Origin of the sequence: Novosphingobium cyanobacteriorum (genome assembly GCF_029436685.1) — a bacterium.
GTDB lineage: Bacteria > Pseudomonadota > Alphaproteobacteria > Sphingomonadales > Sphingomonadaceae > Novosphingobium > Novosphingobium cyanobacteriorum.
The window spans coordinates 167,595-190,394 of the sequence record NZ_JAROCY010000003.1 but is presented as its reverse complement, the minus strand read 5'-3'; the positions used below and the strand labels follow the sequence as shown (position 1 = coordinate 190,394).

Annotated in this window: 24 protein-coding genes and 1 tRNA gene; 13 read left to right on the top strand and 12 right to left on the bottom strand. The window is 65.0% G+C overall.

Annotation, left to right across the window (positions count from 1 at the left end):
* Positions 1-165 precede the first annotated feature (165 nt).
* On the top strand, positions 166-633 hold the full coding sequence (queF, locus tag POM99_RS04195; RefSeq protein ID WP_277275550.1) for a preQ(1) synthase: 468 nt from the start codon (positions 166-168) through the stop codon (positions 631-633).
* 61 nt (positions 634-694) lie between these two features.
* Here the strand turns inward: queF and POM99_RS04190 are convergent, their stop codons facing one another.
* Together POM99_RS04190 and POM99_RS04185 are read right to left on the bottom strand one after the other, a co-directional pair.
* Positions 695-1,132, bottom strand: a complete 438-nt coding sequence (locus POM99_RS04190) for a hypothetical protein (RefSeq protein ID WP_277275549.1) — start codon at positions 1,130-1,132, stop codon at positions 695-697.
* 116 nt (positions 1,133-1,248) lie between these two features.
* Positions 1,249-2,871, bottom strand: coding sequence for a GMC family oxidoreductase (locus POM99_RS04185; RefSeq protein ID WP_277275548.1), 1,623 nt, complete (start codon positions 2,869-2,871; stop codon positions 1,249-1,251).
* 144 nt (positions 2,872-3,015) lie between these two features.
* Between POM99_RS04185 and POM99_RS04180 the strand changes: the two genes are divergently transcribed.
* The 6 genes from POM99_RS04180 to POM99_RS04155 all read left to right on the top strand — a co-directional run bounded on the left by POM99_RS04180 (position 3,016) and on the right by POM99_RS04155 (position 8,002).
* Entirely contained in the window at positions 3,016-3,399 is a 384-nt protein-coding gene (locus tag POM99_RS04180) for a C-glycoside deglycosidase beta subunit domain-containing protein (protein ID WP_277275547.1), read from the top strand.
* Between the two features lie 15 nt (positions 3,400-3,414).
* Entirely contained in the window at positions 3,415-4,419 is a 1,005-nt protein-coding gene (locus tag POM99_RS04175; protein WP_277275546.1) for a sugar phosphate isomerase/epimerase family protein, read from the top strand.
* A gap of 75 nt (positions 4,420-4,494) precedes the next feature.
* Positions 4,495-5,610, top strand: a complete 1,116-nt coding sequence (locus POM99_RS04170) for a Gfo/Idh/MocA family protein (RefSeq protein ID WP_277275545.1) — start codon at positions 4,495-4,497, stop codon at positions 5,608-5,610.
* A gap of 17 nt (positions 5,611-5,627) precedes the next feature.
* Positions 5,628-6,683 carry a sugar phosphate isomerase/epimerase family protein gene (locus POM99_RS04165; RefSeq protein ID WP_277275544.1) on the top strand — a complete coding sequence of 352 codons (1,056 nt, stop codon included), beginning with the start codon at positions 5,628-5,630 and terminating at the stop codon, positions 6,681-6,683.
* 106 nt (positions 6,684-6,789) lie between these two features.
* Complete coding sequence (locus POM99_RS04160; RefSeq protein WP_277275543.1) at positions 6,790-7,146, top strand: hypothetical protein; 357 nt, start codon at positions 6,790-6,792, stop codon at positions 7,144-7,146.
* Between the two features lie 85 nt (positions 7,147-7,231).
* Positions 7,232-8,002 carry a glucose 1-dehydrogenase gene (locus POM99_RS04155; RefSeq protein ID WP_277275542.1) on the top strand — a complete coding sequence of 257 codons (771 nt, stop codon included), beginning with the start codon at positions 7,232-7,234 and terminating at the stop codon, positions 8,000-8,002.
* Between the two features lie 128 nt (positions 8,003-8,130).
* On the opposite strand, the gene POM99_RS04150 is transcribed toward POM99_RS04155, so the two are convergent.
* The 6 genes from POM99_RS04150 to POM99_RS04125 form a co-directional block, all read right to left on the bottom strand.
* Positions 8,131-9,117: a cyanophycinase gene (locus tag POM99_RS04150; RefSeq protein WP_277275541.1), complete on the bottom strand. Its 987-nt coding sequence runs from the start codon at positions 9,115-9,117 to the stop codon at positions 8,131-8,133.
* An 80-nt stretch (positions 9,118-9,197) separates the two neighbouring features.
* Positions 9,198-9,644 carry a thioredoxin TrxC gene (gene trxC / locus POM99_RS04145; RefSeq protein WP_277275540.1) on the bottom strand — a complete coding sequence of 149 codons (447 nt, stop codon included), beginning with the start codon at positions 9,642-9,644 and terminating at the stop codon, positions 9,198-9,200.
* A gap of 23 nt (positions 9,645-9,667) precedes the next feature.
* Positions 9,668-10,270, bottom strand: coding sequence for a TetR/AcrR family transcriptional regulator (locus POM99_RS04140; RefSeq protein WP_277275539.1), 603 nt, complete (start codon positions 10,268-10,270; stop codon positions 9,668-9,670).
* 128 nt (positions 10,271-10,398) lie between these two features.
* Positions 10,399-10,474: transfer RNA gene (locus POM99_RS04135), tRNA-Thr, on the bottom strand.
* Positions 10,475-10,502: 28 nt separating this feature from the next.
* Entirely contained in the window at positions 10,503-11,375 is an 873-nt protein-coding gene (locus POM99_RS04130; RefSeq protein ID WP_277275704.1) for a hypothetical protein, read from the bottom strand.
* Entirely contained in the window at positions 11,375-12,700 is a 1,326-nt protein-coding gene (locus tag POM99_RS04125) for a replication-associated recombination protein A (RefSeq protein ID WP_277275702.1), read from the bottom strand. Before POM99_RS04125 ends, POM99_RS04130 begins: the two co-directional genes overlap by 1 nt.
* A gap of 100 nt (positions 12,701-12,800) precedes the next feature.
* On the opposite strand from POM99_RS04125, the gene POM99_RS04120 reads away from it, so the two are divergent.
* The 4 genes from POM99_RS04120 to POM99_RS04105 all read left to right on the top strand — a co-directional run bounded on the left by POM99_RS04120 (position 12,801) and on the right by POM99_RS04105 (position 16,906).
* Complete coding sequence (locus POM99_RS04120; protein WP_277275538.1) at positions 12,801-13,478, top strand: PadR family transcriptional regulator; 678 nt, start codon at positions 12,801-12,803, stop codon at positions 13,476-13,478.
* Positions 13,475-13,795 carry a DUF2218 domain-containing protein gene (locus tag POM99_RS04115; protein WP_277275537.1) on the top strand — a complete coding sequence of 107 codons (321 nt, stop codon included), beginning with the start codon at positions 13,475-13,477 and terminating at the stop codon, positions 13,793-13,795. The genes POM99_RS04120 and POM99_RS04115 overlap by 4 nt, the downstream gene beginning before the upstream one ends.
* A gap of 80 nt (positions 13,796-13,875) precedes the next feature.
* The gene (locus tag POM99_RS04110) at positions 13,876-14,331 is read left to right on the top strand and encodes a hypothetical protein (RefSeq protein ID WP_277275536.1); all 456 of its coding nucleotides are present in this window, start codon (positions 13,876-13,878) and stop codon (positions 14,329-14,331) included.
* 151 nt (positions 14,332-14,482) lie between these two features.
* The gene (locus tag POM99_RS04105) at positions 14,483-16,906 is read left to right on the top strand and encodes a calcium-binding protein (RefSeq protein WP_277275535.1); all 2,424 of its coding nucleotides are present in this window, start codon (positions 14,483-14,485) and stop codon (positions 16,904-16,906) included.
* A gap of 6 nt (positions 16,907-16,912) precedes the next feature.
* Here POM99_RS04105 and POM99_RS04100 read toward each other — a convergent pair whose 3' ends face one another.
* Together POM99_RS04100 and POM99_RS04095 are read right to left on the bottom strand one after the other, a co-directional pair.
* The gene (locus tag POM99_RS04100; protein WP_277275534.1) at positions 16,913-18,127 is read right to left on the bottom strand and encodes a glycosyltransferase family 4 protein; all 1,215 of its coding nucleotides are present in this window, start codon (positions 18,125-18,127) and stop codon (positions 16,913-16,915) included.
* A gap of 53 nt (positions 18,128-18,180) precedes the next feature.
* Complete coding sequence (locus tag POM99_RS04095) at positions 18,181-18,549, bottom strand: hypothetical protein (protein ID WP_277275533.1); 369 nt, start codon at positions 18,547-18,549, stop codon at positions 18,181-18,183.
* A gap of 219 nt (positions 18,550-18,768) precedes the next feature.
* Here POM99_RS04095 and POM99_RS04090 point away from each other — a divergent pair, with 219 nt between their 5' ends.
* Entirely contained in the window at positions 18,769-19,401 is a 633-nt protein-coding gene (locus POM99_RS04090) for a hemerythrin domain-containing protein (protein WP_277275532.1), read from the top strand.
* 75 nt (positions 19,402-19,476) lie between these two features.
* On the opposite strand, the gene POM99_RS04085 is transcribed toward POM99_RS04090, so the two are convergent.
* The gene (locus POM99_RS04085) at positions 19,477-19,848 is read right to left on the bottom strand and encodes a hypothetical protein (RefSeq protein ID WP_277275531.1); all 372 of its coding nucleotides are present in this window, start codon (positions 19,846-19,848) and stop codon (positions 19,477-19,479) included.
* A gap of 263 nt (positions 19,849-20,111) precedes the next feature.
* Between POM99_RS04085 and POM99_RS04080 the strand changes: the two genes are divergently transcribed.
* Positions 20,112-20,825: an NlpC/P60 family protein gene (locus tag POM99_RS04080; RefSeq protein WP_277275530.1), complete on the top strand. Its 714-nt coding sequence runs from the start codon at positions 20,112-20,114 to the stop codon at positions 20,823-20,825.
* A 45-nt stretch (positions 20,826-20,870) separates the two neighbouring features.
* Here the strand turns inward: POM99_RS04080 and typA are convergent, their stop codons facing one another.
* Positions 20,871-22,697 (bottom strand): translational GTPase TypA, encoded by a 1,827-nt coding sequence (typA, locus tag POM99_RS04075; protein WP_277275529.1) that lies wholly within the window; start codon positions 22,695-22,697, stop codon positions 20,871-20,873.
* Positions 22,698-22,800: the final 103 nt, after the last annotated feature.

The window sequence follows — 22,800 nt, the reverse complement described above, 5'->3', positions numbered from 1 at the left end:
CAGCGAAGGATGGTTGCCTTTGCAAGTGCCGGTTCACCCGAGCTGGAAGCCATTTGGGCGTCCCGCAGGGAACGTGCCCTGATTGGGTTTGGAGCCAGAGTGCAAACGGGCAGCTTGCCGTGCTCGCGCGCCCGGTGCATGGGCGCGGCAACGAAAGGATTTCCGATGGCCGACGACCCTCTTCATCCCGGGCCGCTCCACCTTGGCAAGACGAGCAGCCTGCCTGCCTCTCCTGAAGAGGCGGTGCTGGATTATGTGCCCAATCCGCGCCCCAACGCGCTGTACCTAGCACGCTTTGCCGCGCCTGAGTTCACCTCGCTGTGCCCGGTGACCGGCCAACCCGATTTTGCGCACCTGGTGATTGACTATGCACCGGCCGAAACCATCGTGGAATCAAAGAGCCTGAAGCTGTTCCTCGGATCGTTTCGCAATCACGCCGGGTTCCACGAGGATGTGACCGTGGGCATCGGGCAGCGCCTGTTTGACGAGATGCGCCCCCGCTGGCTGCGCATCGGCGGGTACTGGTACCCGCGCGGCGGCATTCCGATCGACGTGTTCTGGCAATCGGGCGCGGTGCCCGAAGGGCTGTGGGTGCCGGATCAGGGCGTCAGTTCCTATCGCGGGCGCGGCTGATGCAGGGACGGCCCCCGCACCGTGGTGCAGGGGCCGTTCCGGATCGTTGTGACTTCAGGGCTTACCAGCCGCGGCCATAGTTGCCGCGATAGCCGCCGTTGTTCCAGCCGTATCCCCTGCGGCTCGACAGGTCGTCGATCCGGGCGCGGATCTGGATGTAGCGCTTGCCGATGTCACGGGCTTCGCGGTAGTCCCGCTCGCGGCATTCATGCCGTTCCTTGTCCTGCAGGCGATCGATGGAATACTGGATGCGCTGGGCGTCGCTGCGGCTGATGTCGCCTTCGCGGTATTCGCGCCAAAGGCGGGCTTCAAGCGCCTGTCCGCGCTGGCCTGAGCAAGTGGATTCAACAAGGTAGCGGTCAATCTGGCGCTGGTCCTGCCAGCTGCGGTCATAGCCGCGCCCGTAATCGCGGTCATAGCCCCAGCTCTGCGCGTTGGCTGCGCCAGCAGTGGCGACCGTGCCGGCGAGAACCAATGCGGTGGTGATGGTCTTGAACATGACGGTCTCCTTCCAGTGATCCGATGGAAGGAGATTGCGCGATTCGCCGTGGCCCTTTGCTGAATGTGCCTGTTGGCTTTCGTTCAGGTTTCTTTGTGGAAACCTGAACGAACCTTTCAGACCTTGGCGTCCTGCAGGATCAGTTCCGCCGCACGCTCTGCAACCGCCATCGCCGGGCCATTGGTGTTGCCGGAAACGGGGGTGGGCATGATCGAGCAATCAACCACGCGCAGGTTTCCAACACCGTGGACGCGGGCGCGCGCGTCGGTGACTGAGGTGGCCTCGTCGGTGCCCATGGCGCACGTGCCTGTGCCGTGCAGGCCGACTTCGACCATCTTTGCGAGTTCTGCAACGATCGCGCCCTCGTCCTGCACATCAGGCCCGGGCATGCGCTCGGTGCCGATGTAGGTCTTGAGTGGTTCAGACCCGGCGATGGCGCGGAACAGGCGGAACAATTCGAGGCTCTTGGCCTTGTCAAACGGATCGGACCAGATCGCCGCATCGGCCACCGGCGCGTCGCGGAAGTTTGGCGAGGTGAGGCGGATCGAGCCGCGGCTCTTCGGCCGCAGGTGATAGCCCGAGAAAGTGAGGCCGGGGTTCGGGGTCAGGGGGCTGCCGGGGCGGGCGGCCATCTCGTTGACGGTTCGCATGGCGAAGGGCGCGGCGCCAACCTGCAGGTCGGGCCAGTCCTCGGGCGTGCCTTCGCTGGCGCAAAGGCCGGTGATCGGCATGCCGACGCGGGCAAGGTGGCCGGTGCCGGTGAGGAAATACTGCAGCGCGTTGCGATAGAGCCGCCACCCGAAGAATTCACGGTTGGTGCCGGGGTGGTTGGTCAGGTCGAACGAAACGCCGAACTTGGTGTGATCGGCCAGCTGCTGACCCACCATCGGCAGGTCCTTCAACACGGGAATGCCCAGTCCCTGCAGCACCGCGCCGGGGCCCACGCCTGAAAGCTGAAGCAATTGCGGTGAGCCATATACACCGGCGCAAAGGATCACGTCACGCTTTGCGGTGAAGGTGCGTTCCTGACCGTGCGCCTCGGTAACGACGCCGGTGGCGCGGCCGTTTTCGATCACCACGCGGCTTACGGCCGTGTGCTGCGCGATCGTCAGGTTGTGTCGGCCAAGGATCGGCATGACGAAGGCCTTGTACGAGCTTTCGCGAACGCCCTTGCGATCAACCGTATACTGGCTGCGACCGACACCCTGCTTTCCTGGTGTGGTGATGTCCGGGAGCCAGGGCATGCCTTGCGTTCCAAACCCAGCGACCAGCGCTTCGAGCACGGGCGACTGATAGGTGGAAGGCGTGACCTGCAGTTCGCCGCCCTGGCCTCTGCCCGGGTGCGCGCCGGGATCGCGATAGTCCTCGAACTTGGCGTAGCACCGCGCGATGTCGTTCCAGCCCCAACCGGAAAGGCCTCTGTCGGTCCAGCTGTCGAAGTCCTTGGGCATGCCGGTGAGGTACCAGGTGCCATTGATGGCGGATGACCCACCCATGCCACGGCCATAGGTGTGGATACCGGCGCGCATGCCTTCGCGAGGGGCCGTCTGGTAGACGCGGAAATAGTCGGGATTGCCCATCATCTTGATGAAGCCGCCGGCCATCTTGATGAAGGGGTGCTGGTTGTCGCCGCCGTCCTCGATCAACAGGACGGTGGTCCGCGGATCGGCGCTCAGCCGGTTGGCCAGCACGCAGCCGGCCGAACCTGCACCCACGATGATGTAATCGAACCCGGTCATTCGCGCCCCGTCCCTTGCAATGCTCCCTGCAAACTGGAATTGCAGGGTAATAGAACTTTTGTTCGCTTTTTCTCAGCACGGCGCTTGACCGGGTGTCAAGCCTTAATTAGAAATGGGGTTCTAATTGAGGGAAAGGGAGAGTCCATGCTACCCGTTGAGCGCGTAATCGGTGAAGAAGGCCTGACGGCCATTGATGGCGGCCTGAAGCTGGCGATGCGCCTGCCGTGGTATCGTTCTCTGCCGTTTTCGGTGGTCGAAGTCGGCAGCCTGTCGATTGATGGGCAGGACGTAGATCTGGCCGATGCCCTCATCGAATACGATGGCGAACGCTGGCCGCTGGCCAGCAATGGCGAGCGCGTGGACACCTTCTGGTTCATTCGCGACAGCGCGTTCCTGATCCTGCCGAACCGCGCGCTGGACGTGGGGAGCGAGCATGAAGTGGCTCTGAACCTGTTCGTCAGCCCGCCCTACATCCCCGGCATGAAGCGCACCAACCCGCAGACCGACACGCTGCGCGTCGCGGCCTGAGAGAGGACAATTTCGATGACCACCAACACTGGGCCGCAGGTCGGCGTCACCCTCTATTCCTTCACTAACGAATGGCTGACCCGCCAGTTCGAACTCGATACCCTGCTGGCCGAAGTGGCCAAGCGCCGGCTGGGGCCGAACATCGAGATCATCGGGTTCCAGAACTTCAAGGAATTCCCCGATGTTTCCGATGCATATGCGGAAAAGTTCAAGGAAATGATCGCCGAGACGGGCCTCAACCCCGTGTCGTGCGCGATCAATTCGGACCGCTTTCTCAAGCCCGGTCAGCAGCCGATCGAGGATGCCGCGCTGGTGGAATACCACAAGCGCCAGCTGCGTTCGGCCAAGAAGATGGGCTTCAGCCTCGTGCGTTATCAGTTCGCGCTGCCGGTGCACCTGCTGCCCGAAATCGCTCCTTATGCCGAGGAACTGGACATCCGCATGGGCGTGGAAGTGCACGCGCCGATGTGGGCGGGCCACCCGGCGGTGCAGGCCTATGCCGAGATGTATGACAAGCTGAACACCCCGGTGCTCGGCTGGATTCCCGACTTCGGCGGCACCGCCAGCCGCATTCCGGAATCGATGCTCAACGCCGCGCGGGCCAAGGGCGCTTCGGAAGACCTGCTCGACAAGCTCAAGGAAGTCTGGCTCGAAGGCGGCATGAGCCACGAGAAGGCCGGTCGCCTGCGCGAATGGGGCCTGGCGCACGGTCATGCGCCGCTGCACATCCAGGCGGCGTGCCTTGCCTTCTTCATCCTTTCGAACAACGATCCCAAGAGCTGGGCGGCGCTGGTCGACCGCACGATCCACATCCATGGCAAGTTCTATGGCGTGGATGACGATGGCGTTGAGGAAGCGATCGACTACGAGACGATCCTGCCACTGTTCAAGGACGGCGGCTTCACCGGCACGATGGTGTCTGAATGGGAAGGTCACGCCTATGACGCGCGCGATGCGTTCGAGCAGGTGCGCCGCCATCAGGCGATGGCCCGCCGCATCTGGGGCACCGACGTAAATTGAGAAGGGGTCTAGACCGACTGACAGGGGGTCTAGATCGACTGAGAGCGACAGAAACGGACTGAGAGAGGGTTGGGCATGCGCCGTTTGCGGATGGGAATGATCGGTGGCGGACCGGGGGCGTTCATCGGCCCGGTCCACCGCATCGCGGCCGAGATGGATCGCGAGATCGAGCTGGTGGCGGGCGTCTTTTCCAGCGACGCCGGCCGCAGCAGGGCTGCGGGCGAAAGCTATCGCATCGATCCGGCGCGCGCCTATCCCGATCTCGACACGATGTTCGCCGCCGAAAAGGCGCGCGAAGACGGGATCGACTTCGTTTCGATCGTCAGCCCCAACCACCACCACCTGCCGGCGGCGCGTGCGGCGCTGGCGGCAGGGCTGCCGGTGATCAGCGACAAGCCTGCGACCACCACCTTTGCCGAGGCGAAGGAACTGGCGGGGCACGTGGCGGCCGCCGGGTTGCCCTATGGCCTGACCCACACCTATTCCGGGTATCCCCTGGTGCGCGAGGCGCGGGCGCGGGTGGCGGCGGGCCAGATCGGCACGGTGCGCAAGGTCGTGGTGGAATATCCCCAAGGCTGGCTGGCCGGTGAGGCGGTGGGCAAGCAGGCGGAATGGCGCGTCGATCCCGCCAGATCCGGGCCGGGCGGCTGCATCGGCGACATCGGCACCCACGCGTTCCAGCTGACCGAGTTTATCAGTGGCCAGGAAGTGACCGAAATCCTTGCCGATCTTGGCGCGGTGGTGCCGGGGCGACAGGTGGACGACGATTGCACCGTGCTGCTGCGCTTTTCGAACGGCGCACGCGGTGTCCTGCTCGCCAGCCAGATCGAGGTGGGCGAGATGAACGGCCTGCGCATTCGCCTGTACGGTGACAAGGGCGGCATGGTGTGGAAGCAGGAAGTGCCCAACACGCTGACCCTGCACACGCTGGACGGGCGGACCGAGATCATCCACGCCGCCGGCACGCAGATCGGCCCCGATGCGGCCAGCCGCACGCGCACGCCGACCGGGCATCCCGAGGGCTACCTGGAAGCCTTCGCCAACATCTATCGCGATTTCGCGGCGGTGCTGCGTGGTGAGGAAGCGCCACTGCTGCCGGGAATTGATACCGCGCTGCGCGGCATGGCGTTCATCGCCACGGCGGTGGAAGCCAGCAACAATCGCGCCGGCTGGGTGCCGCTGACAGTCTGAGAAACGGGAGAGGATTGATGAAGACGATCAAGGGACCGGCCATTTTCCTTGCCCAGTTTGCGGGGGACAGCGCGCCGTACAACAGCCTGGAATCCATTGCAGACTGGGTGGCGGGCCTGGGCTACAAGGGCATCCAGATCCCCAGCTGGGACAAGCGCCTGTTCGACCTGGACAAGGCGGCTGAAAGCCAGACCTATTGCGACGAGGTGAAGGGCATGCTGGCCGACAAGGGGCTGGCGATCACCGAGCTTTCCACCCACCTGCAGGGTCAGCTGGTGGCGGTTCACCCGGCATTCGACGCACAGTTTGACGGCTTTGCCCCGCCCGAAGTGCACAACAACCCCAAGGCACGGCAGGAATGGGCGGTGAAGCAGGTGTGCAACGCCGCCGTCGCCAGCCGCCGGCTGGGCCTGACGGCACATGCCACGTTCTCTGGCGCGCTGGCGTGGCCCTATTTCTATCCTTGGCCGGCGCGCCCCGCCGGGCTGGTGGAAGACGCCTTCGACGAACTCGCCCGCCGGTGGACGCCGATCCTGAACGTGTTCGACGAGAACGGCGTGGATGCGGCCTATGAAATCCATCCGGGCGAGGACCTGCACGATGGCGTGACCTTCGAGATGTTCCTGGAGCGGACGGGCAACCACCCGCGCGCCAATATCCTTTATGATCCCAGCCACTTCGTGCTGCAGCAGCTTGATTACCTGAGCTACATCGACATCTACCACGAGCGCATCAAGTGCTTCCACGTGAAGGATGCCGAGTTCCGCCCCAACGGCCGCAGCGGCGTGTATGGCGGATACCAATCTTGGGCGGATCGTCCCGGCCGGTTCCGTTCACTGGGTGACGGACAGGTGGATTTCCCCGCAATCTTCAGCAAGATGGCGACCAACGACTTCGACGGCTGGGCCGTGCTGGAGTGGGAGTGCGCAATCAAGCATCCCGAACAGGGCGCAGCCGAAGGGGCGCCGTTCATCGCCAAGCATATCATCCGCGTGACCGAGCACGCGTTTGACGACTTTGCCGCGGGTGGCGCGGACCGGGCGCTTAACCGCAGGCTGATGGGCATCGACTGAGGCAGCACGGGCTTGGCTTGCGACGAGCCGGAGCCGTTCGTCGCAAGCCGCCTTGCCGCTGGGCATGCGCTTGATATCCCGAAGCAAATAGCGATGGGACAAGAACATGAGGGTCAGCTTTATCGCATGTGCCGCGCTGGCGGCGATGGTTCCTGCCGTGGCGCAGGCAGACGATCCCTATGATCCGGCCATGCGCACCCATGCCGCGCGTGAGCGCGATCGCGCGATCATCCGGCAATTGAACATGGATGAGGCGGCGCGTGTGCAGGAACGCGATGCGCGCTATGCCGAAGGCTGGCGCGCCTGGCGCGAGCAGGGCGGTGGCCATCACGGCGATCAGGAACGTTATCGCGCGGACCAGCAGGACTATGCCCGCCGGCAGGCGCAGTATCAGCGCGACATGGCCGACTGGCGGCGCCGCGTGGCCGCCTGCCGCAATGGCGATTATGACGCCTGCGACTGATTTTTCCGGCAGTTGAGACTCTTCCCGGTGCGCCGCACACCGGCCGGGCAAAGGGCCGCACGTGCCCGTGACATGGAGAGAGACGATGCGGTTTGCCGACAAGGTGGTGATCGTGACCGGGGCCGGTTCAGGCCTGGGGCTGGCGACGGTGCAGCGGCTGGCGGCCGAAGGCGCGACGCTGGTGCTGGTGGACCTGCGGCAGGACTGGCTGGAGGCCGCGCGCGTCACCCTGCCGGAAGGCACCAGGGTGACGCTGGTGCAGGCGGACTGTTCCAAGGCGGCGGACGTGCAGAAGTATGTCGACGCCGCCATGGCCGCCTATGGCCGGATCGACGGCTTCTTCAACAACGCCGGGATCGAGGGGCGGCAGAACCTGACCGAGAACTTTGGCGAGGAAGAATTCCACCGCGTGCTGGGCGTGAACCTGGACGGCGTTTTCTTTGGCATGGCGGCGGTGCTGAAGGTTATGCGCGAGCAAGGCGGCGGCGCGATCGTGAACACGGCCTCGGTCGGCGGCATTCGCGGGATCGGCAACCAGAGCGGCTATGCCGCCAGCAAGCACGGGGTGGTGGGCCTGACCCGCAACAGCGCCGTGGAATACGGCATCCACAACATCCAGATCAACGCCATTGCCCCGGGTGCGATCATGACTGCGATGGTCGAGGGATCGCTGCGCCAGATCGGCGGGGACGATTGGGAAGAGGTGGGCCGCCAGTTCGTTTCGGTGAACCCGATGAAGCGCTTTGGCCGGCCCGAGGAAGTGGCAGCGCTGGTGGCCTTCCTGCTTTCGGGCGAGGCGTCGTTCATCAACGGGACGACCATCCCGATCGATGGCGGGCAGTCCTACAAGTATTGAGGTTGGCGGCTGATCTTGCGCCAGCATCCTTCGACAGGCTCAGGATGAGCGGGTTGGTTTGGTTTCCTGCGTTCCAGGATCGCTGATGGTGAGCTTGTCGAATCAACTCGGTGCGGCAGGGTGCCGGATCAGGGAAGCTCGGTGAACGTGCCGCCGCCGATGGTGTAGCGCTTCACGAATGACGGGTTCCCCACCCTGCCCGCGGGCAGGTGGAGAACCGAGCCCTGCCCGACGCCGGTTACGTTTACCGGGCCGGCAACGAGTGGACCGGGCGTGACAGGCAGGCGCAGTGCCGAGCCATCCACCAGCCACGCGCCGCCATCAGCTGCGGTGGCGAAAATGCGGGCGCTGCCGTCGGGCTCCACGGCCAGTGAGGCGTTTTCGTCTATGCCGAGGCCGAGCATGGCGGGGGCATCGGAAGGGCGGCCCATTTGCGCCTTGGCAAGAAAGGCGAAGAGCCGGCCAAGGCGCTGGCGTTCCTTGAAGTGGCTGTCGGTCACCACGCCTTTCAGACGTGCGAGGTGGAGGAAATCGCCTTCGATCGTCACGCCCTTGCCGAAGGGATCAGCCAGAGCCTTGGGCGATGTGATCGAATTGCCGTCCATCGCGCCATAGAGCTTCTCTCCAAGCACGGCGAGGCCCGCACTGGTGCCACCGAGCGGCTTGCCTGCGGCAACATGCGCATCGATGATCCGGGTGATCTCCGTGCCGCCCCAGCGGCGGACGTAGCGCGCCTGATCGCCGCCCGACAGGAAGATGCCGTCGGCCCGGCGCAGCGCGGCCAGCAGGCGCGAGTTCGATGCGGCCCGGCGGGTGAAGATCACGAAGGTTTCGGCAGACGCAATGCCGCCCACTCCGCGGTAGAATTCCTCGCCGATCTCTCCTTTCAGCGATGCCCGCAGGATCACGATGTGGCCGTGCCCAGCCTTGGCGAAGAACCAGCGCATGGCTTCGGTGTTGCGGTCCCCTCCGCCCATCAGCAGCAGGCCGCCCGACACGGGGCCGGGGGTGGGGGTGGTGAGATCACCCTCGACATAGTGGCGCAGGCCATCCGCGCGTGCGGCAGGTGACAGCAGAAGGAGAAGGGCGGCGAGGAGCGAGGCGATTGCGCGCACGATGTCGGGTCCCGGAAAGAGCCGACCGACGTTTGCATGTGTGGCCCTGTGCAACAAGCACGCGCCGCGAAAAGGGTTGATCAGGGGGAGGCCAGAGCCTGCCGCGCCCAGCCGACGATCTGGCCCACGGGCATCGCGCCAGATTGGCGCGCGATCTCGCGCCCCTTGGAGAGCAGGATCATCGTGGGGATGGAACGGATGGCATAACGCGCGGCGATGCCCTGTTCCGCTTCGGTATCAAGCTTGCCGAGGCGCACATGCGGTTCAAGCTGTCCGGCGGCGGCTTCGAATGCCGGGGCCATCGTGCGGCAGGGGCCGCACCAGCTGGCCCAGAAATCGACCAGCAGGGGCAGGTCGCTCTTGCCCGCATGTGCATCGAAGTTGGCGGCGGTCAGGGTAATCGGGTGCGCGGTGAACAGCGCTTTGCCGCAACGGCCGCAAGTGCCGTGCGCACCAAGGCGGGCGGCCGGCACGCGGTTTGACGTGGTGCAGTGCGGGCAGACGACGATTAGCGGATCGGGCAGCATGGGCCCGATATGGCCGTTGCCATTCAGCTTTCAACCGCAGCAGCGGCGACCGATGACCCGAGATGCGCGTTGATGTGGAGTGCGAGGATCTCGATCTGGCGCTCGGCGGTCCACCGCTCTGGATCATAGACGGCTTGCGCGGCAATGCCGGATGCGGCGCTGAGAAGGGCCTGGGCGACGTTGAAGGAATGCGCGCCTTCCTCCATTGCACCAGTGGCAAGGATAGCGCGATGAAACAGGTCAACCGCTTCGCGGCTGCGCCGGCGCTGTTCTTGCAGGAACGTTGCATCAGTGGTCGCAAGGCCCCAGAAAGCCAGCCAGATGCGCCAGTTCTCGTTCCCGCGCGTATCCAATGGCAGCACGGCCGCAAGTGTATCGAGCAGACGTTCTCCCCTGCGCGTGGCGGTGTCGATACGGACAACGGTTTGTTCCATCCGCTGGCGATAGGCGGACAGCAGCAGGTCATGCTTGCTGGAAAAGTAGTGCGAGACGACCGATGTGCTGCACCCGGCGATGCGCGCAATGTCCCGGACCTTGGTGCCTTCGATGCCAACCGAGGCGATCAGGCGCGCTGCGATCTCCGCAACGTCCTGGCGTCGGGCTTCATGGTTGACAATTTTTGGCATCCCCAGTCCTTTCGCCGGCAGCATTCCGCCAAACGCCGGGAATTGCACTATGGTGAAAGTGATAGCCTGTCCGTAGGGGATGCAACGGATTTGGCAGGTAAAACGTATGCATTGCCATCGTGTGCAGATGGTGCCGGCTACAGGATTCGAACCCGTGGCCCCCTGATTACAAATCAGGTGCTCTACCAACTGAGCTAAGCCGGCGCGCGCGTGGCGTGGCGCGTCCATAGCCTCAGCAGGCGCCGAAGGTCCAGCCCTCGGTTTGCGCTATTTCGTCGGTCATGCCTGCGGGATGCCACAGAGCGGGGTCGGGCGCGGCGCGGCGCAGCCAGGCGGCAGTGAGAATGGCGTCGCTGCGGTGATCGTCGATGGGGCCGTGGTGCAGTGCGGGCTGGCTGCGGAGCGCATGGAGCGCGGCATCGAGGTCTGCCCCGTGACGGATCTTGCTGCGCCCGGCAGGTCGACCTGCGGCCATGGCGGCGATGGTGGTGTAGATTTCGCAGATCACCGGGCCGTGCGGGGGCAGGAGATCGACGGGCCAGACGGGTATGCGGCCCTGCAGGCCATGGAGCAGGCGCATGCCGGAAAGGCTGGACTTGCCGACCTGCGCCGCACCGACGAGGTTGAAGTTGGAGTAAGGCTTGCAGCCCATGCGCTCCTGCGCGCGCTCGGTCACGCGGAAGCGCCCGCGTCCTCCGCCAAAGGCAGCGCCCTCGCGCCCGCCGTGGCGGCGGAAATGCGGCGAGGCCTGCGGGTGATCCACGAAGCTGGAAACCGCAAGGTGACCATCTTCGTGGCACAGCCGGTCAATCAGCGCCCACAGCGATCGGGCATCGGGCGGGCTTTCGGCCCAGCCGGGGAGGAAGGCGCCCCTGTCAACAAAGGGGAGCGAGATGCCGAGGTCCATGCCGACCAATGTATCGGGCGGCAGGTGGTGGAGCAGCCAGTCTAGCACTTCCGGCCGGGACCAGCGATGGGCGGGACGGACCAGTTCGGGCGCGGCATCGCCCGTGGCGCAGATGGCCATGGCAATGCCCGCGTGGCGCTCACCCGCCGCGCCGGACCAGTCGATGGCGGCGAAATGGCGGAAGCGGTCTGGCCGGATCAAGGCTGTTCTGCGCGCTCGCGGCGCTTCCTGTCCCACCATTCGAGGCGCTTGGTCACCTCGCGCTCGAAGCCGCGTTCGACCGGGCGGTAATAGGTCTGCGGCGCCATGCCTTCGGGCCAGTAGTTCGCGCCGGAGAAGCCGTCCTCTGCGTCATGATCGTAGGCATAGTCCTTGCCATATCCGATGTCCTTCATCAGCTTGGTCGGCGCGTTGAGGATGTTCGATGGCGGGGCGAGCGAGCCGGTGTCGCGCGCGGATTTCCACGCCGCCTTCTGCGCGGCATAGGCCGCGTTCGATTTGGGTGCGGTGGCGAGGTAGAGGCAGGCCTGGACGATGGCCAGTTCGCCTTCCGGGCTGCCGAGAAAATCATAGGCGTCCTTGGCGGCGAGGCATTGCACCAGCGCCTGCGGATCGGCCAGGCCGACATCCTCGCTGGCGAAACGGACGAGGCGGCGCAGCACGTAGAGCGGCTCCTCCCCGGCCACGAGCATCCGGGCGAGATAATAGAGCGCAGCCTGCGGATCGGACCCGCGCAGCGATTTGTGCAGGGCGGAGATCAGGTTGTAGTGCCCGTCGCGATCCTTGTCGTACACGGCGACGCGGCGCATCAGGAACTTGCCGAGCGCTTCTGGATCGAGCGGTGCGTCAAGCGACACGTCGAACAGGGTTTCGGCCTGGTTGAGCAGGAAGCGGCCATCGCCATCGGCCGAGGCGATCAGCGCCTCGCGCGCCGGCGGGGTGAGCGGCAGACGTTGGCCGGTGATGTCCTCTGCGCGGCGCAGCAGCTCGCCCAGCGCCTCTGCATCAAGGCGATGGAGGATCAGCACCTGCGCGCGGCTGAGCAGCGCGGCATTGAGCGCGAAGCTGGGGTTCTCGGTCGTCGCGCCCACGAGGGTGACGGTGCCCTTTTCCACGAAGGGCAGGAAGCCATCCTGCTGGGCGCGGTTGAAGCGGTGGATCTCGTCCACGAACAGCAGCGTCTTGCGCCCGGTCAGGGCCATGGCCTCCGCCTCGGCAAAGGCCTTCTTGAGATCGGCGACGCCGGAAAAAACCGCGCTGATCGACACGAAGCGCATGCCCACGGCATCGGCCAGAAGGCGAGCGGTACTGGTCTTGCCGGTGCCGGGCGGGCCCCACAGGATCATGCTGGAAAGCTTGCCCGCGGCCACCATTCGCCCGATCGCGCCATCGGGTCCGGTCAGGTGGTCCTGCCCGATCACTTCGGACAGATCGTGCGGCCGCAGGCGATCGGCCAGCGGCGCGTCTTCCGCCGCGGCGTGGCGGGGGCTTTCCTGCGGGGGCGGGGCAAAGAGATCAGCCATGGTCTGCATGCGAGATAGGGCCTGCGCAGGAAATTTGCATCTCCTCTTGTAAAGAGCGTAGTACGATATATCTTAGAGCCATCGAATCGAGAGGAGATATATGCGAATCGATCATGGTATGCGCGGCATTGGCCGCGGCCACGGCCCCGGTAACGGGGGCCACAAGATGAAGATGATGATGGGCGAAGGCCTTCGTCGCGGGATGCGTGCCGGTTTTGGTGGCGGTTTCGGTGGCGGCTTTGGCGACGACGAAGAGGCCGGCATGCGCGGCGGCTTCGGTCGTGGCGGGCGCGGAGGCGGTGGTGGCCGGGGCGGTCGAGGGCGGATGTTCGCCAGCGGTGAACTGCGGCTGACGCTTCTGCACCTTGTAAGCCAACAGGATCGCCACGGCTATGAACTGATCAAGGCGATCGAGGACCTGACCGGCGGGCATTATGCGCCCAGCCCCGGCGTGGTCTATCCCACGCTGTCGCTGCTGGTGGACGAAGGCCTGATCGCCGAGGTGCCGGGCGAAGGCGCGCGAAAGGCCTTCACCGCCACCGATGCAGGCCGCAAGGAAGCAGCCCTGCATGCCGCGGCGATCGCCGCGGTGATTGCCCGGCTGAAGGCACTGGCCGAGGCGCGTGGGCGCGAGGCGAGCCCGCCGGTGATGCGGGCCATGACCAACCTGAAGATGGCGCTGCGCAACCGCGTGGGGGCCGATGGGTTTGACAAGGACACCGCGCACGCCATTGCGGAAATCCTGGACGAAGCAGCACGGAAGATCGAACGGCTATGAGCACGCAAAGTACCGCCCGCATTCCCACCACCAGCGCCAGCAGATACCTGCAACAGGTGTGCAAGCACTGGGAACACAACCTTGAAGTCAGCTTCGACGCCACGCAGGGGCGCATCGTGTTCCCCCGCGATGCGCGCGGCGCAACCTGGGCTGGTGACGCCATGGTGACCTTTACCGCCGAGCCCGAGGCGCTGGTCTGCACGATCACGGCTAGTGAACCGGCACAGCTGGAAGGGCTAAAGGGCGCAGTGGCACGCCACGTGGATCGCTTCGCCTTCCGCGAAGCCCCGCTCAGCTACCCCTGGGTGGACGCGTGATCGGCGGCGGTTGCGGGTAAAGCCGGATAGGCGTAGTCTCCCCCGGCCCACATCCGGGCGATCGCAAGGGGGAGATTGCGATGGAACTCGGTGAAACCGCACCCACTGCACCCGTAGCAAGCCCGGCGCCTTGGCACCTGTGGGTCATCGGCACGGTCGGCCTGCTGTGGAATGCCTTCGGCTGCTATGACTACGTGATGTCGAAGACTTCGCCGGAAACCTACCTCGCCCAGATGGGAATGGGGCAGGAGACGGTCGACTACATGGCGTCTTTCCCGGCCTGGCTTACGGCGTTCTGGGCCTTGGGCGTATGGGGTTCACTTGCCGGGTCGGTGCTGCTGCTGGCGCGGTCCCGCCATGCGGTAACGGCCTTTGCTGCTTCGTTGTTCGGGCTGGCGGTTAGCCAGGGCTATGAGACTCTGTTTCTCAAGCCGCCCTTTCCGCCGCCGCTGGCCGTGGTGGGCACGATCTGGATCGCGCTGATCCTGCAACTGGTTTATGCCAGCCGCATGAAGCGGGCCAGCGTTCTGGCGTGAATCCGGCACGTCTCCGCCCTGATTGACCAGTCAGGGATGGATTACGTAGTTTTACTATGCATGCTTTTCCTAGGCGACTAGCCGGCTGTCGCTTCGGCGCGGGCGGCAGCGCCTTTTTGCGCTCCCGGGTCGCAGCGCGGGGGAGAGTAAAATGGCAGGAACGGTTGCATTAGGCTACACGATCGATCGCGTGTCGGGCCAATTCGACGTGTCGGCAGACTATTACATTCCGCCCTACACTGATCCTGAAACCTTTGAATACTTTGCCGCAACGCAATGGAGTTTCAGCTATTACGATCAGGTCGCCAGCCAGGTTGGAACATCCGGGGATGGATGGGATAGCGGTTTTGGCCTGATCTATATCGGCTTTGCGCCAGGCGAGACTGTCTCTGACGGAACGCTCGACTTCACCGCGTTCAACAGCTTCAGTGGCGAATCTGCCAGTGTGCGGTGGCACGTGCTGAATGCCGGGCTGGCTGGTGAGGCGAAGATTCTGGCAGGCGGGGATGGCGTGGATATCGTGATCGGCGGGGCCGGAGACGATGAGCTTTCAGGCGGCGCGGACAACGACGTATTGGATGGCGGCGATGGTGCCGACGCGATGGATGGAGGCGAAGGGGCCGACCGCCTGACGGGTGGCGCCGGCGATGACACGATGCGCGGCGGTGCAGGGGACGATCTCTATGACGTCGATGCGGCGGGGGATCGCATCGAGGAGCTGGCAGGAGGTGGCTACGAGCTCGTATTCGCAACGGTAAGCTATAGCCTGCCCGATGAAGTAGAAGACCTGAGCCTGGTCATTGCAACGGCGCTGGATGGCACGGGCAACGGGCAGCATAATCGCATCGACGGCAACGGTTCGGACAACCTGCTTTCTGGACAGGGCGGAAACGACAGGCTCTTTGGCTATCAGGGCGCAGACCAGCTGGTGGGCGGCGAGGGTGCAGACCTGCTCGACGGCGGCTCTGGCGCGGATCGCATGGCAGGCGGCAGTGGCGACGATTCCTTCGTGGTGGATAGCCTGGGTGACGTCATTGTCGAACTTGCGGGTGAAGGCGTGGACGAGGCGCGTGCATTCGGGCTGCACCGCTATGCTATCCAGCAAAATGTCGAGGATCTGACTAACCTCGACGCCGAGGGCGTTTTCATTGGCTACGGCAACGCCATTGGCAACGTAATCTCTGGGGCAGCGGGCGTTGACCGCCTCTTCGGTCTCGGTGGGCAGGACACCCTGCGCGGCGCAGACGGCGCCGATCTGCTGGAAGGCGGCGCAGACGGTGATCGAATAGAAGGCGGCGTTGGCAAGGATACTGCCTCCTATGCCCGATCGCTTTCCGGGGTGCAGGTGAACCTTGCCACGGGTGCGGCGTCGGGCGGAGACGCCGAGGGCGATACGCTGCTGTCCATCGAAGGGCTGCGAGGCAGCGCGCATGACGACGTGCTCACCGGAGATGGCCGGGCGAACACGCTTGCCGGGGGCGCCGGTGCGGATCAGCTTGACGGCGGATTGGGCAATGACGTGCTGCTGGGGGGAGCCGGGGCGGATGTTCTTGTCGGCGGTGGCGGGCAGGACTCCGCCAGCTATGCAGGATCGGCGCTGGCGGTAACGGTCGATCTGGCCACGGGCACCGCGCAGGGCGGCGATGCAGAGGGTGACACGCTGGACGGTATTGGCGGCGTGATCGGAAGCGCTCTGGATGACACGCTTGGTGGTAGTGAAGGGGCGAACCGGCTGGCCGGCGGTGACGGCGCAGATCACCTTGACGGTCGCGAGGGCGCTGACATCCTTATCGGCGGTGCCGGCGGAGACGTTCTCGCCGGCGGCGATGGCAGCGACATCCTCGATTATGGCGGATCGTCCGAGGCGGTGGTGGTGGATCTTGCCGCCGGCACGGCCTCTGGCGGGGATGCTGCGGGTGACAGCTGGACTTCGATCGAGAACCTCGCCGGATCTGCCCATGCGGATGTCCTGACCGGCGACGGCCTGCGCAACCTGCTGCGCGGCATGGCCAATGACGACATGCTTGCGGGCGGCGAGGGCGACGACGTGATCGTCGGCGGCGCGGGCGCAGACACGATGGATGGCGGAGCGGGGCGCGATACGCTGAGCTATGCTGGCCATGGACAGTCCATCTCGGTCAGCCTTGCCGACGGACGGGGTCTGCTGGGCGATGCGCAGGGGGACACGTTCACCGGCTTCGAGAACCTGCGCGGAGGCGAGGCCAGCGACGCGCTCTATGGCGACGGGGCGGTGAACCGCATCGATGGCGGCGGAAACGGCGATTACATCGACGGCGCAGGTGGCAACGATGTTCTCATCGGGCGCACCGGCGATGACGGGTTCTATATCGGGGCCGGCTCCGGCAGCGACCGCATTCTCGATTTCACCGCCGGTGGTATCGAGGATCGCATCCTGGTGAACCTGTCCGGCTATACCACGCTGGTGCAGGTCATGGCCGTGGCGCGGCAGGATGGCAGCACGGTGGTGCTCGATTTCGCGCCTGATCTGCAACTGCGGCTGGAAAACGTGTTGCTGGCGGATCTGACCGCGCAGGACTTCGTGTTTTCGCTGTAGCGCCGGTCAGCGCTTGGCCCGCTGGCGGATCAGGCGCTGATAGGTATCGGCCACGGCCTGGTTGATGCGGTCCCAGCTGAAATCCAGGCTGCGGCGCTCGCCCGCCGCGCCATGCCTGGCGCGCAGGTCCGCATCCTCGATATAGCCGCGCAGCGCCTCGGCAAAGGCGTGGATCGCGCCGGGGCGGACGAGGCGGCCATTGATGCCCTGTTCGACCAGGCTTTCGCTGCCCGTGGCTTCTGCCGCGACGACCGGGATGGCACAGGCCATGGCTTCCAGCGTCACATTGCCGAAGGTTTCGGTGATTGAAGGGTTGAACAGCACGTCCATGCTTGCCACGGCGCGGCCAAGGTCTGACCCTGCCTGGAAGCCGGCGAACACGGCATTGGGCAGGCGCGCTTCAAACCACGCGCGGGCCGGGCCCTGGCCGATCACCAGCACTTTGTGCGCAATGCCGCGCGAGACCAGCTCGTCGACCGCATCGGCAAAGACATCCAGCCCCTTTTCCATCACCAGCCGGCCGAGGAAGCCGACGGCGATCTCGTCATCGGCGATGCCCAGCCCCCGCCGCCAGGCGAGATCACGCCGGCCGGGATTGAAGATTTCGCGATCCACGCCGCGCGACCACAGCGAGATGTCATAGTTCATCCGCTCTTCGCGCAGCACTTGCGCCATCGATTCCGAAGGCGCGACCAGCGCGTCGCAGCGGCGATAGAACCGGCGAAGCATCGCCGTGAGCGCCGGTTCGATCCACGCCATGTTGTAGTAACGGGGATAGGTGTCGAAGCGGGTGTGGACGCTGGAAAGCACCGGGATGCCGCGCCGGCGCGCCCAGGTGACCGCGCGATGGGCGGTCACATCGGGCGAGGCGACGTGGACGACGTTGGGCGCAAAGGCAGCGAGATCGCGGCGCACGCGGGGCGATAGCGCCACCGGAATGCGGTATTCTGCCCGACCGGGCACGGGAATGGCGGGCACGGCGACAAGATCGCCGGTGGGTTCGAACGCGGGCTTTTCCACCACGGGCGCATAGACGCGCACGGCCGCGCCCTGGCGCAGCAGATAGCCGACAAGGCGGTTCAGCGCCTGGTTGGCGCCATCGCGCACGTAGTTGTAGTTTCCGCTGAACAGCGCCACCCGCAGGCCCGCGAGCGGGGCTCCCGACAGGGCAAGGGGGGCAGCTTCGGGGGCAGCGGCTTCAGGGAGATCGTTTCCGGCCATCGCCGCGCCCATAGCCGCCCCCGCCGCGCTTGGCGAGGGGGCGGCGGAATGAATTACCAGCCGTAGCGACCGCGATAGAGGTCATGGTGGCGGCGCTCCCAGCGTTCATGCTGCCGCCATTCGCGATAACGCCAGTCGTCGTTGCGGTAATAGCCGCGCGGATAGGCCGGGTAGCTGCGATAGTAGTAGCCACCGCGATAGCGGGGGTAGTATCCACGGTCGTAATAGTAGTCGCGGTCGCGATTGTCCGAAGCGATGGCTGCGCCGATGGCAAGGCCGACAATGCCGGCGCCAATGGCGATCGCCGCATCGTTTCCGCCACCACGGCGTCCCCATCCATCGTGCGCCTGTGCCGGCGCTGCGGTGGCGAGCGTGGCCGCCGCCATCGCGGTGCCGAGAATGCCCTTTCCGATCAGGTTCATGGCTTGTCTCCGATCATGCCCACCAATGCTGCTTGGCGCAGATCCGGGGGGTATGTGGAAGGTGTAGCATGATCGGCTGAACCGGTGCTGAAACCCATGTTAATCTCGCTGCATCCGGACGCAGGGATGCGGCGGTCCGGCTGATAGGGCGACTGTGGGCGGAACAGTGGGGCGGGGCCATCCGCTCTGCCGGTGGAGCAAACCCACCGGAGAACACTCATGTCATTTCTTGATCGCATTGCCGCCGCAATCACGCCGCCTGAAAGCGAGGAGGACCGCGCCACCGCGCGTCGCAGCGCGGAGACGCTCGCCAAGGATGGCGACTGGCTTTCCCTCGCGCTGGACCATCACCGCCGCATCGAATCATGCTTCGGCCTGGCTGCCAATGCAGCAACGGCTGCGGAAAAGCTTTCGGCGTTCAGGCAGCTTGCCATGGTGCTCAACGCGCATGCCGCCGCAGAGGAGGTCATTCTCTATCCGGCGCTGACCGAACATGGCGAAAAGAGCCACGCCACGATGGCCTATGAAGAGCAGTCCCTGACCAAGGTGCAGATGGCGCACCTGGAAAAGCTGGACCCGATGAGCGACGAATGGCGCGAGAAGCTGGAGCATATCAAGGGCGCGGTGCTGCACCACATGTATGAAGAGGAAGGCACCTGGTTTCCCGAGCTGCGCCGCTCGATCCCGACAGGTGAGGATGCCATGCTGACGCGCCGGTTTGGCGAAGAGTTCACCAAGTTCTCGGGCGGAGCAGGCCGGGCTGACAGTGGCGATCAGCCGATGCAGATGGCCGCGCAGATGGACGAGAGCAACCGGCAGCCGCCGCGCAACTGGGGTGGGGCCGACTACTGAGATTGTGAGCGCCGCAAGGCAAGGGCCCCGGCAATGCGAACTGCCGGGGCCCTCCTTTGTCCTTGATCGGCCGGATCAGTAGCCGCGGCGGTAGTCGCCATAGTCGCGCCCGTCATAGCCGCGACGCTCGTAGTAGTCGCGGTCATAGCGGTCGTCGCCGCGATAGCCGTCGTTGCGGTAGGCGCGGTCGTTCCGGTAATACCCGTTGTTGTAGTTGTAATACCGACCGTCGCGGTCATAGCGGTCGTTGCGATGGTTGTTGCCGCTTGATGCGATGATCGCGCCCAGCGCCAGCCCGATGATGCCCCCGGCGATCGCCGCGCCTGCGGTGTCACCACCGCTGCGGTGATGGCCGTAGTAATCGCGCGCCGATGCCGGCGTGGCGGTAGCCAGAGCCGTGGCGGCAAGCGTGGTTGCAAGGGCGGCCTTTTTGGCAAACGTGAACATGGTCAGTCTCCTGCGGCGGTCCGGAAAGGAGCAATTCCCCGTCCGATTCGCCGCCGTGCCTGATGGGATTAGGCCCGGTGGGCTGAATGCGGGTGGGATGAAACTGCCAGCTTCCGTTCAGGTTAATGAACCTGAGGATGAACAAGATCGCGTGTTCGCCAAACCGGATCTGATTGTCCGCGTGCAACGTAACAATGGCGTTTGAACTGACATGGAATCATGATCCGTTGGCCCTGCTCGTCCATGAGCGAGGGGAGATCGTGATGAAGATTCGAGACATTCAGGAGGCGCTGACCAAGGCCGGTTACCTTCCCGGCCCGATCGACGGCATCTGGGGCCGACAGACCGCCACCGCCGTGCGTGCGTTCCAGAAGGACAAGGGGCTGCAGGTCGATGGCGTGGTGGGGCCGCAGACGGCGGCCGCGCTGGCCGCGATTGGTCAGGCTGGCGCAGCGGCTGATCCGGGCAACTTGCCGCTGGTGTGGCTCGCGGAGGCATCGCGCCTGATCAACACGAAGGAGGATCCGGCCACGGGCAGGAGCAATCCGATCATCCTGGAATGGGCGGACGAACTGGGCGTGGACAGGATCTATACGACTGACGACATACCGTGGTGCGGCCTGTTCGTGGCGCACTGCATTGGCTCTACCCTGCCGGCAGAGCCGCTGCCCTCGGGCTTGCTGGCTGCGCGATCATGGAGCCGGTTCGGCATTCCGGTCGAGCCGACCCGCGGGGCGATCATGGTGTTCTATCGCAAGTCCCCCCAGAGCGGCCTTGGCCATGTCGGCTTCTACCTTGGCGAAGACGCGACGGCCTACTGCATCCTTGGTGGCAACCAGTCGAACAGCGTGTCGGTAACCTGGATTGCCAAGTCCCGCCTGATTGGCGCCCGCTGGCCTTCCACCTTCTCGCCACCGCTTTCGGGCAGGACCCAGCTTGCCAGCCGCACCGGCGACCTTTCGATCAACGAAGCCTGACCGCCAACGAAAAAGGCCCCCGCGGTGCGGGGGCCTCTGTCGGGTTCAGGCCGCTTCCTTCTTCCGCGACGCCTTCTTGCGCTCGTTCGGATCGAGGATCGCCTTGCGCAGGCGGATCGACTTCGGCGTCACTTCGACCATTTCGTCGTCGTCGATATAGGCGATGGCCTGTTCCAGCGTCATGATCTTCGGCGGGGTCAGGCGGATGGCGTCGTCCTTGCCGCTCGAACGGAAGTTCGTCAGCTGCTTGGACTTCATAGGGTTGACCTCGAGGTCTTCCGGCTTGGCGTTCTCGCCGATGATCATGCCTTCATACAGCGGCGTGCCCACACCCACGAACAGGATGCCGCGCTCTTCCAGCGGGCCGAGGGCATAGGCAACCGCTTCACCGGTACCGTTGGAGATCAGCACGCCGTTCTTGCGGCCTTCGATCTTGCCCTTGTGCGGGCCATACTTTTCGAACAGCCGGTTCATGATGCCGGTGCCGCGCGTGTCCGAAAGGAATTCGCCGTGGTAGCCGATCAGTCCGCGCGAAGGCGCCGAGAAGGTGATGCGCGTCTTGCCGCCGCCCGAAGGGCGCATGTCGGTCAGTTCCGCCTTGCGGATCGCCATCTTGTCCACGACCGTGCCCGAGTATTCGTCGTCCACGTCGATCATCACGGTTTCGTACGGCTCGAGCAGGCTGCCGTCCTCGTCCTTCTGGAACAGCACGCGCGGGCGGCTGATGCCGAGTTCGAAGCCTTCGCGACGCATCGTTTCGATCAGCACGCCCAGCTGCAGTTCGCCGCGGCCCGCCACTTCGAAGCTGTCCTTGTCGGCGCTTTCGGTGATGCGGATCGCCACGTTGGATTCCGCCTCGCGCTCCAGACGGTCGCGGATCATGCGGCTGGTCACCTTGCTGCCTTCGCGGCCGGCCATCGGGCTGTCGTTCACCGCAAAGCGCATCGACAGGGTCGGCGGATCAATCGGCTGGGCCTTGATCGGCACGGTCACTTCCGGCGCGGCGATGGTGTTCGACACGGTGGCGACGGTCATGCCGGCGATCGAGATGATGTCGCCCGCGAAGGCTTCGTCCACCGGCACGCGGTCCAGGCCACGGAAGGTAAGGATCTTGGAGGCGCGGCCGGTTTCGATGACCTTGCCATCCATGTCGAGCGCGCGGATCGGGTCGTTCACGCGGATCACGCCCGACTGGACGCGCCCGGTCAGCACGCGACCGAGGAAGTTGTCACGGTCCAGCAGCGTGGCGAGGAACGAGAACGGCGCTTCGGCATCGAGGTTCGGCGGCGGCACGTGATCGACGATCAGCTGGAACATCGGATCCAGCGTGCCTTCGCGCGCGTCGGGGTCGGTGCTGGCATAGCCATTGCGGCCCGAAGCGTAGAGCACCGGGAATTCCAGCTGGTCGTCATTGGCGTCGAGCGTGACGAACAGGTCGAACACTTCGTCGAGCACTTCCTGGATGCGCTGGTCGGGGCGGTCCACCTTGTTGACCACCACGATCGGGCGCAGGCCCAGCGCCAGCGCCTTGCCGGTGACGAACTTGGTCTGCGGCATCGCGCCTTCCGAGCTGTCGACCAGCAGGATAACGCCGTCCACCATGCTCAGGATGCGCTCCACCTCGCCGCCGAAGTCGGCGTGGCCGGGGGTGTCGACGATGTTGATGCGCACGCCGTTCCATTCGATCGAGGTCGGCTTGGCAAGGATGGTGATCCCGCGTTCCTTTTCCAGATCGTTGGAATCCATCGCGCGCTCTTCCACGCGCTGGTTGTCGCGGAAGGTGCCGGACTGGCGGAAGAGCTGGTCGACGAGCGTGGTCTTGCCATGGTCGACGTGGGCGATGATCGCGATATTGCGCTGCTGGGCGGACATGAAACTCGGCTTTCAGTTGGTTCTTGCAAGGCGCGCGCCTTGCGGAGCACGGGGGACAGCCACTGCGGTCCCGATACGGGCGCGCGCTTACCCGGAATTGTGC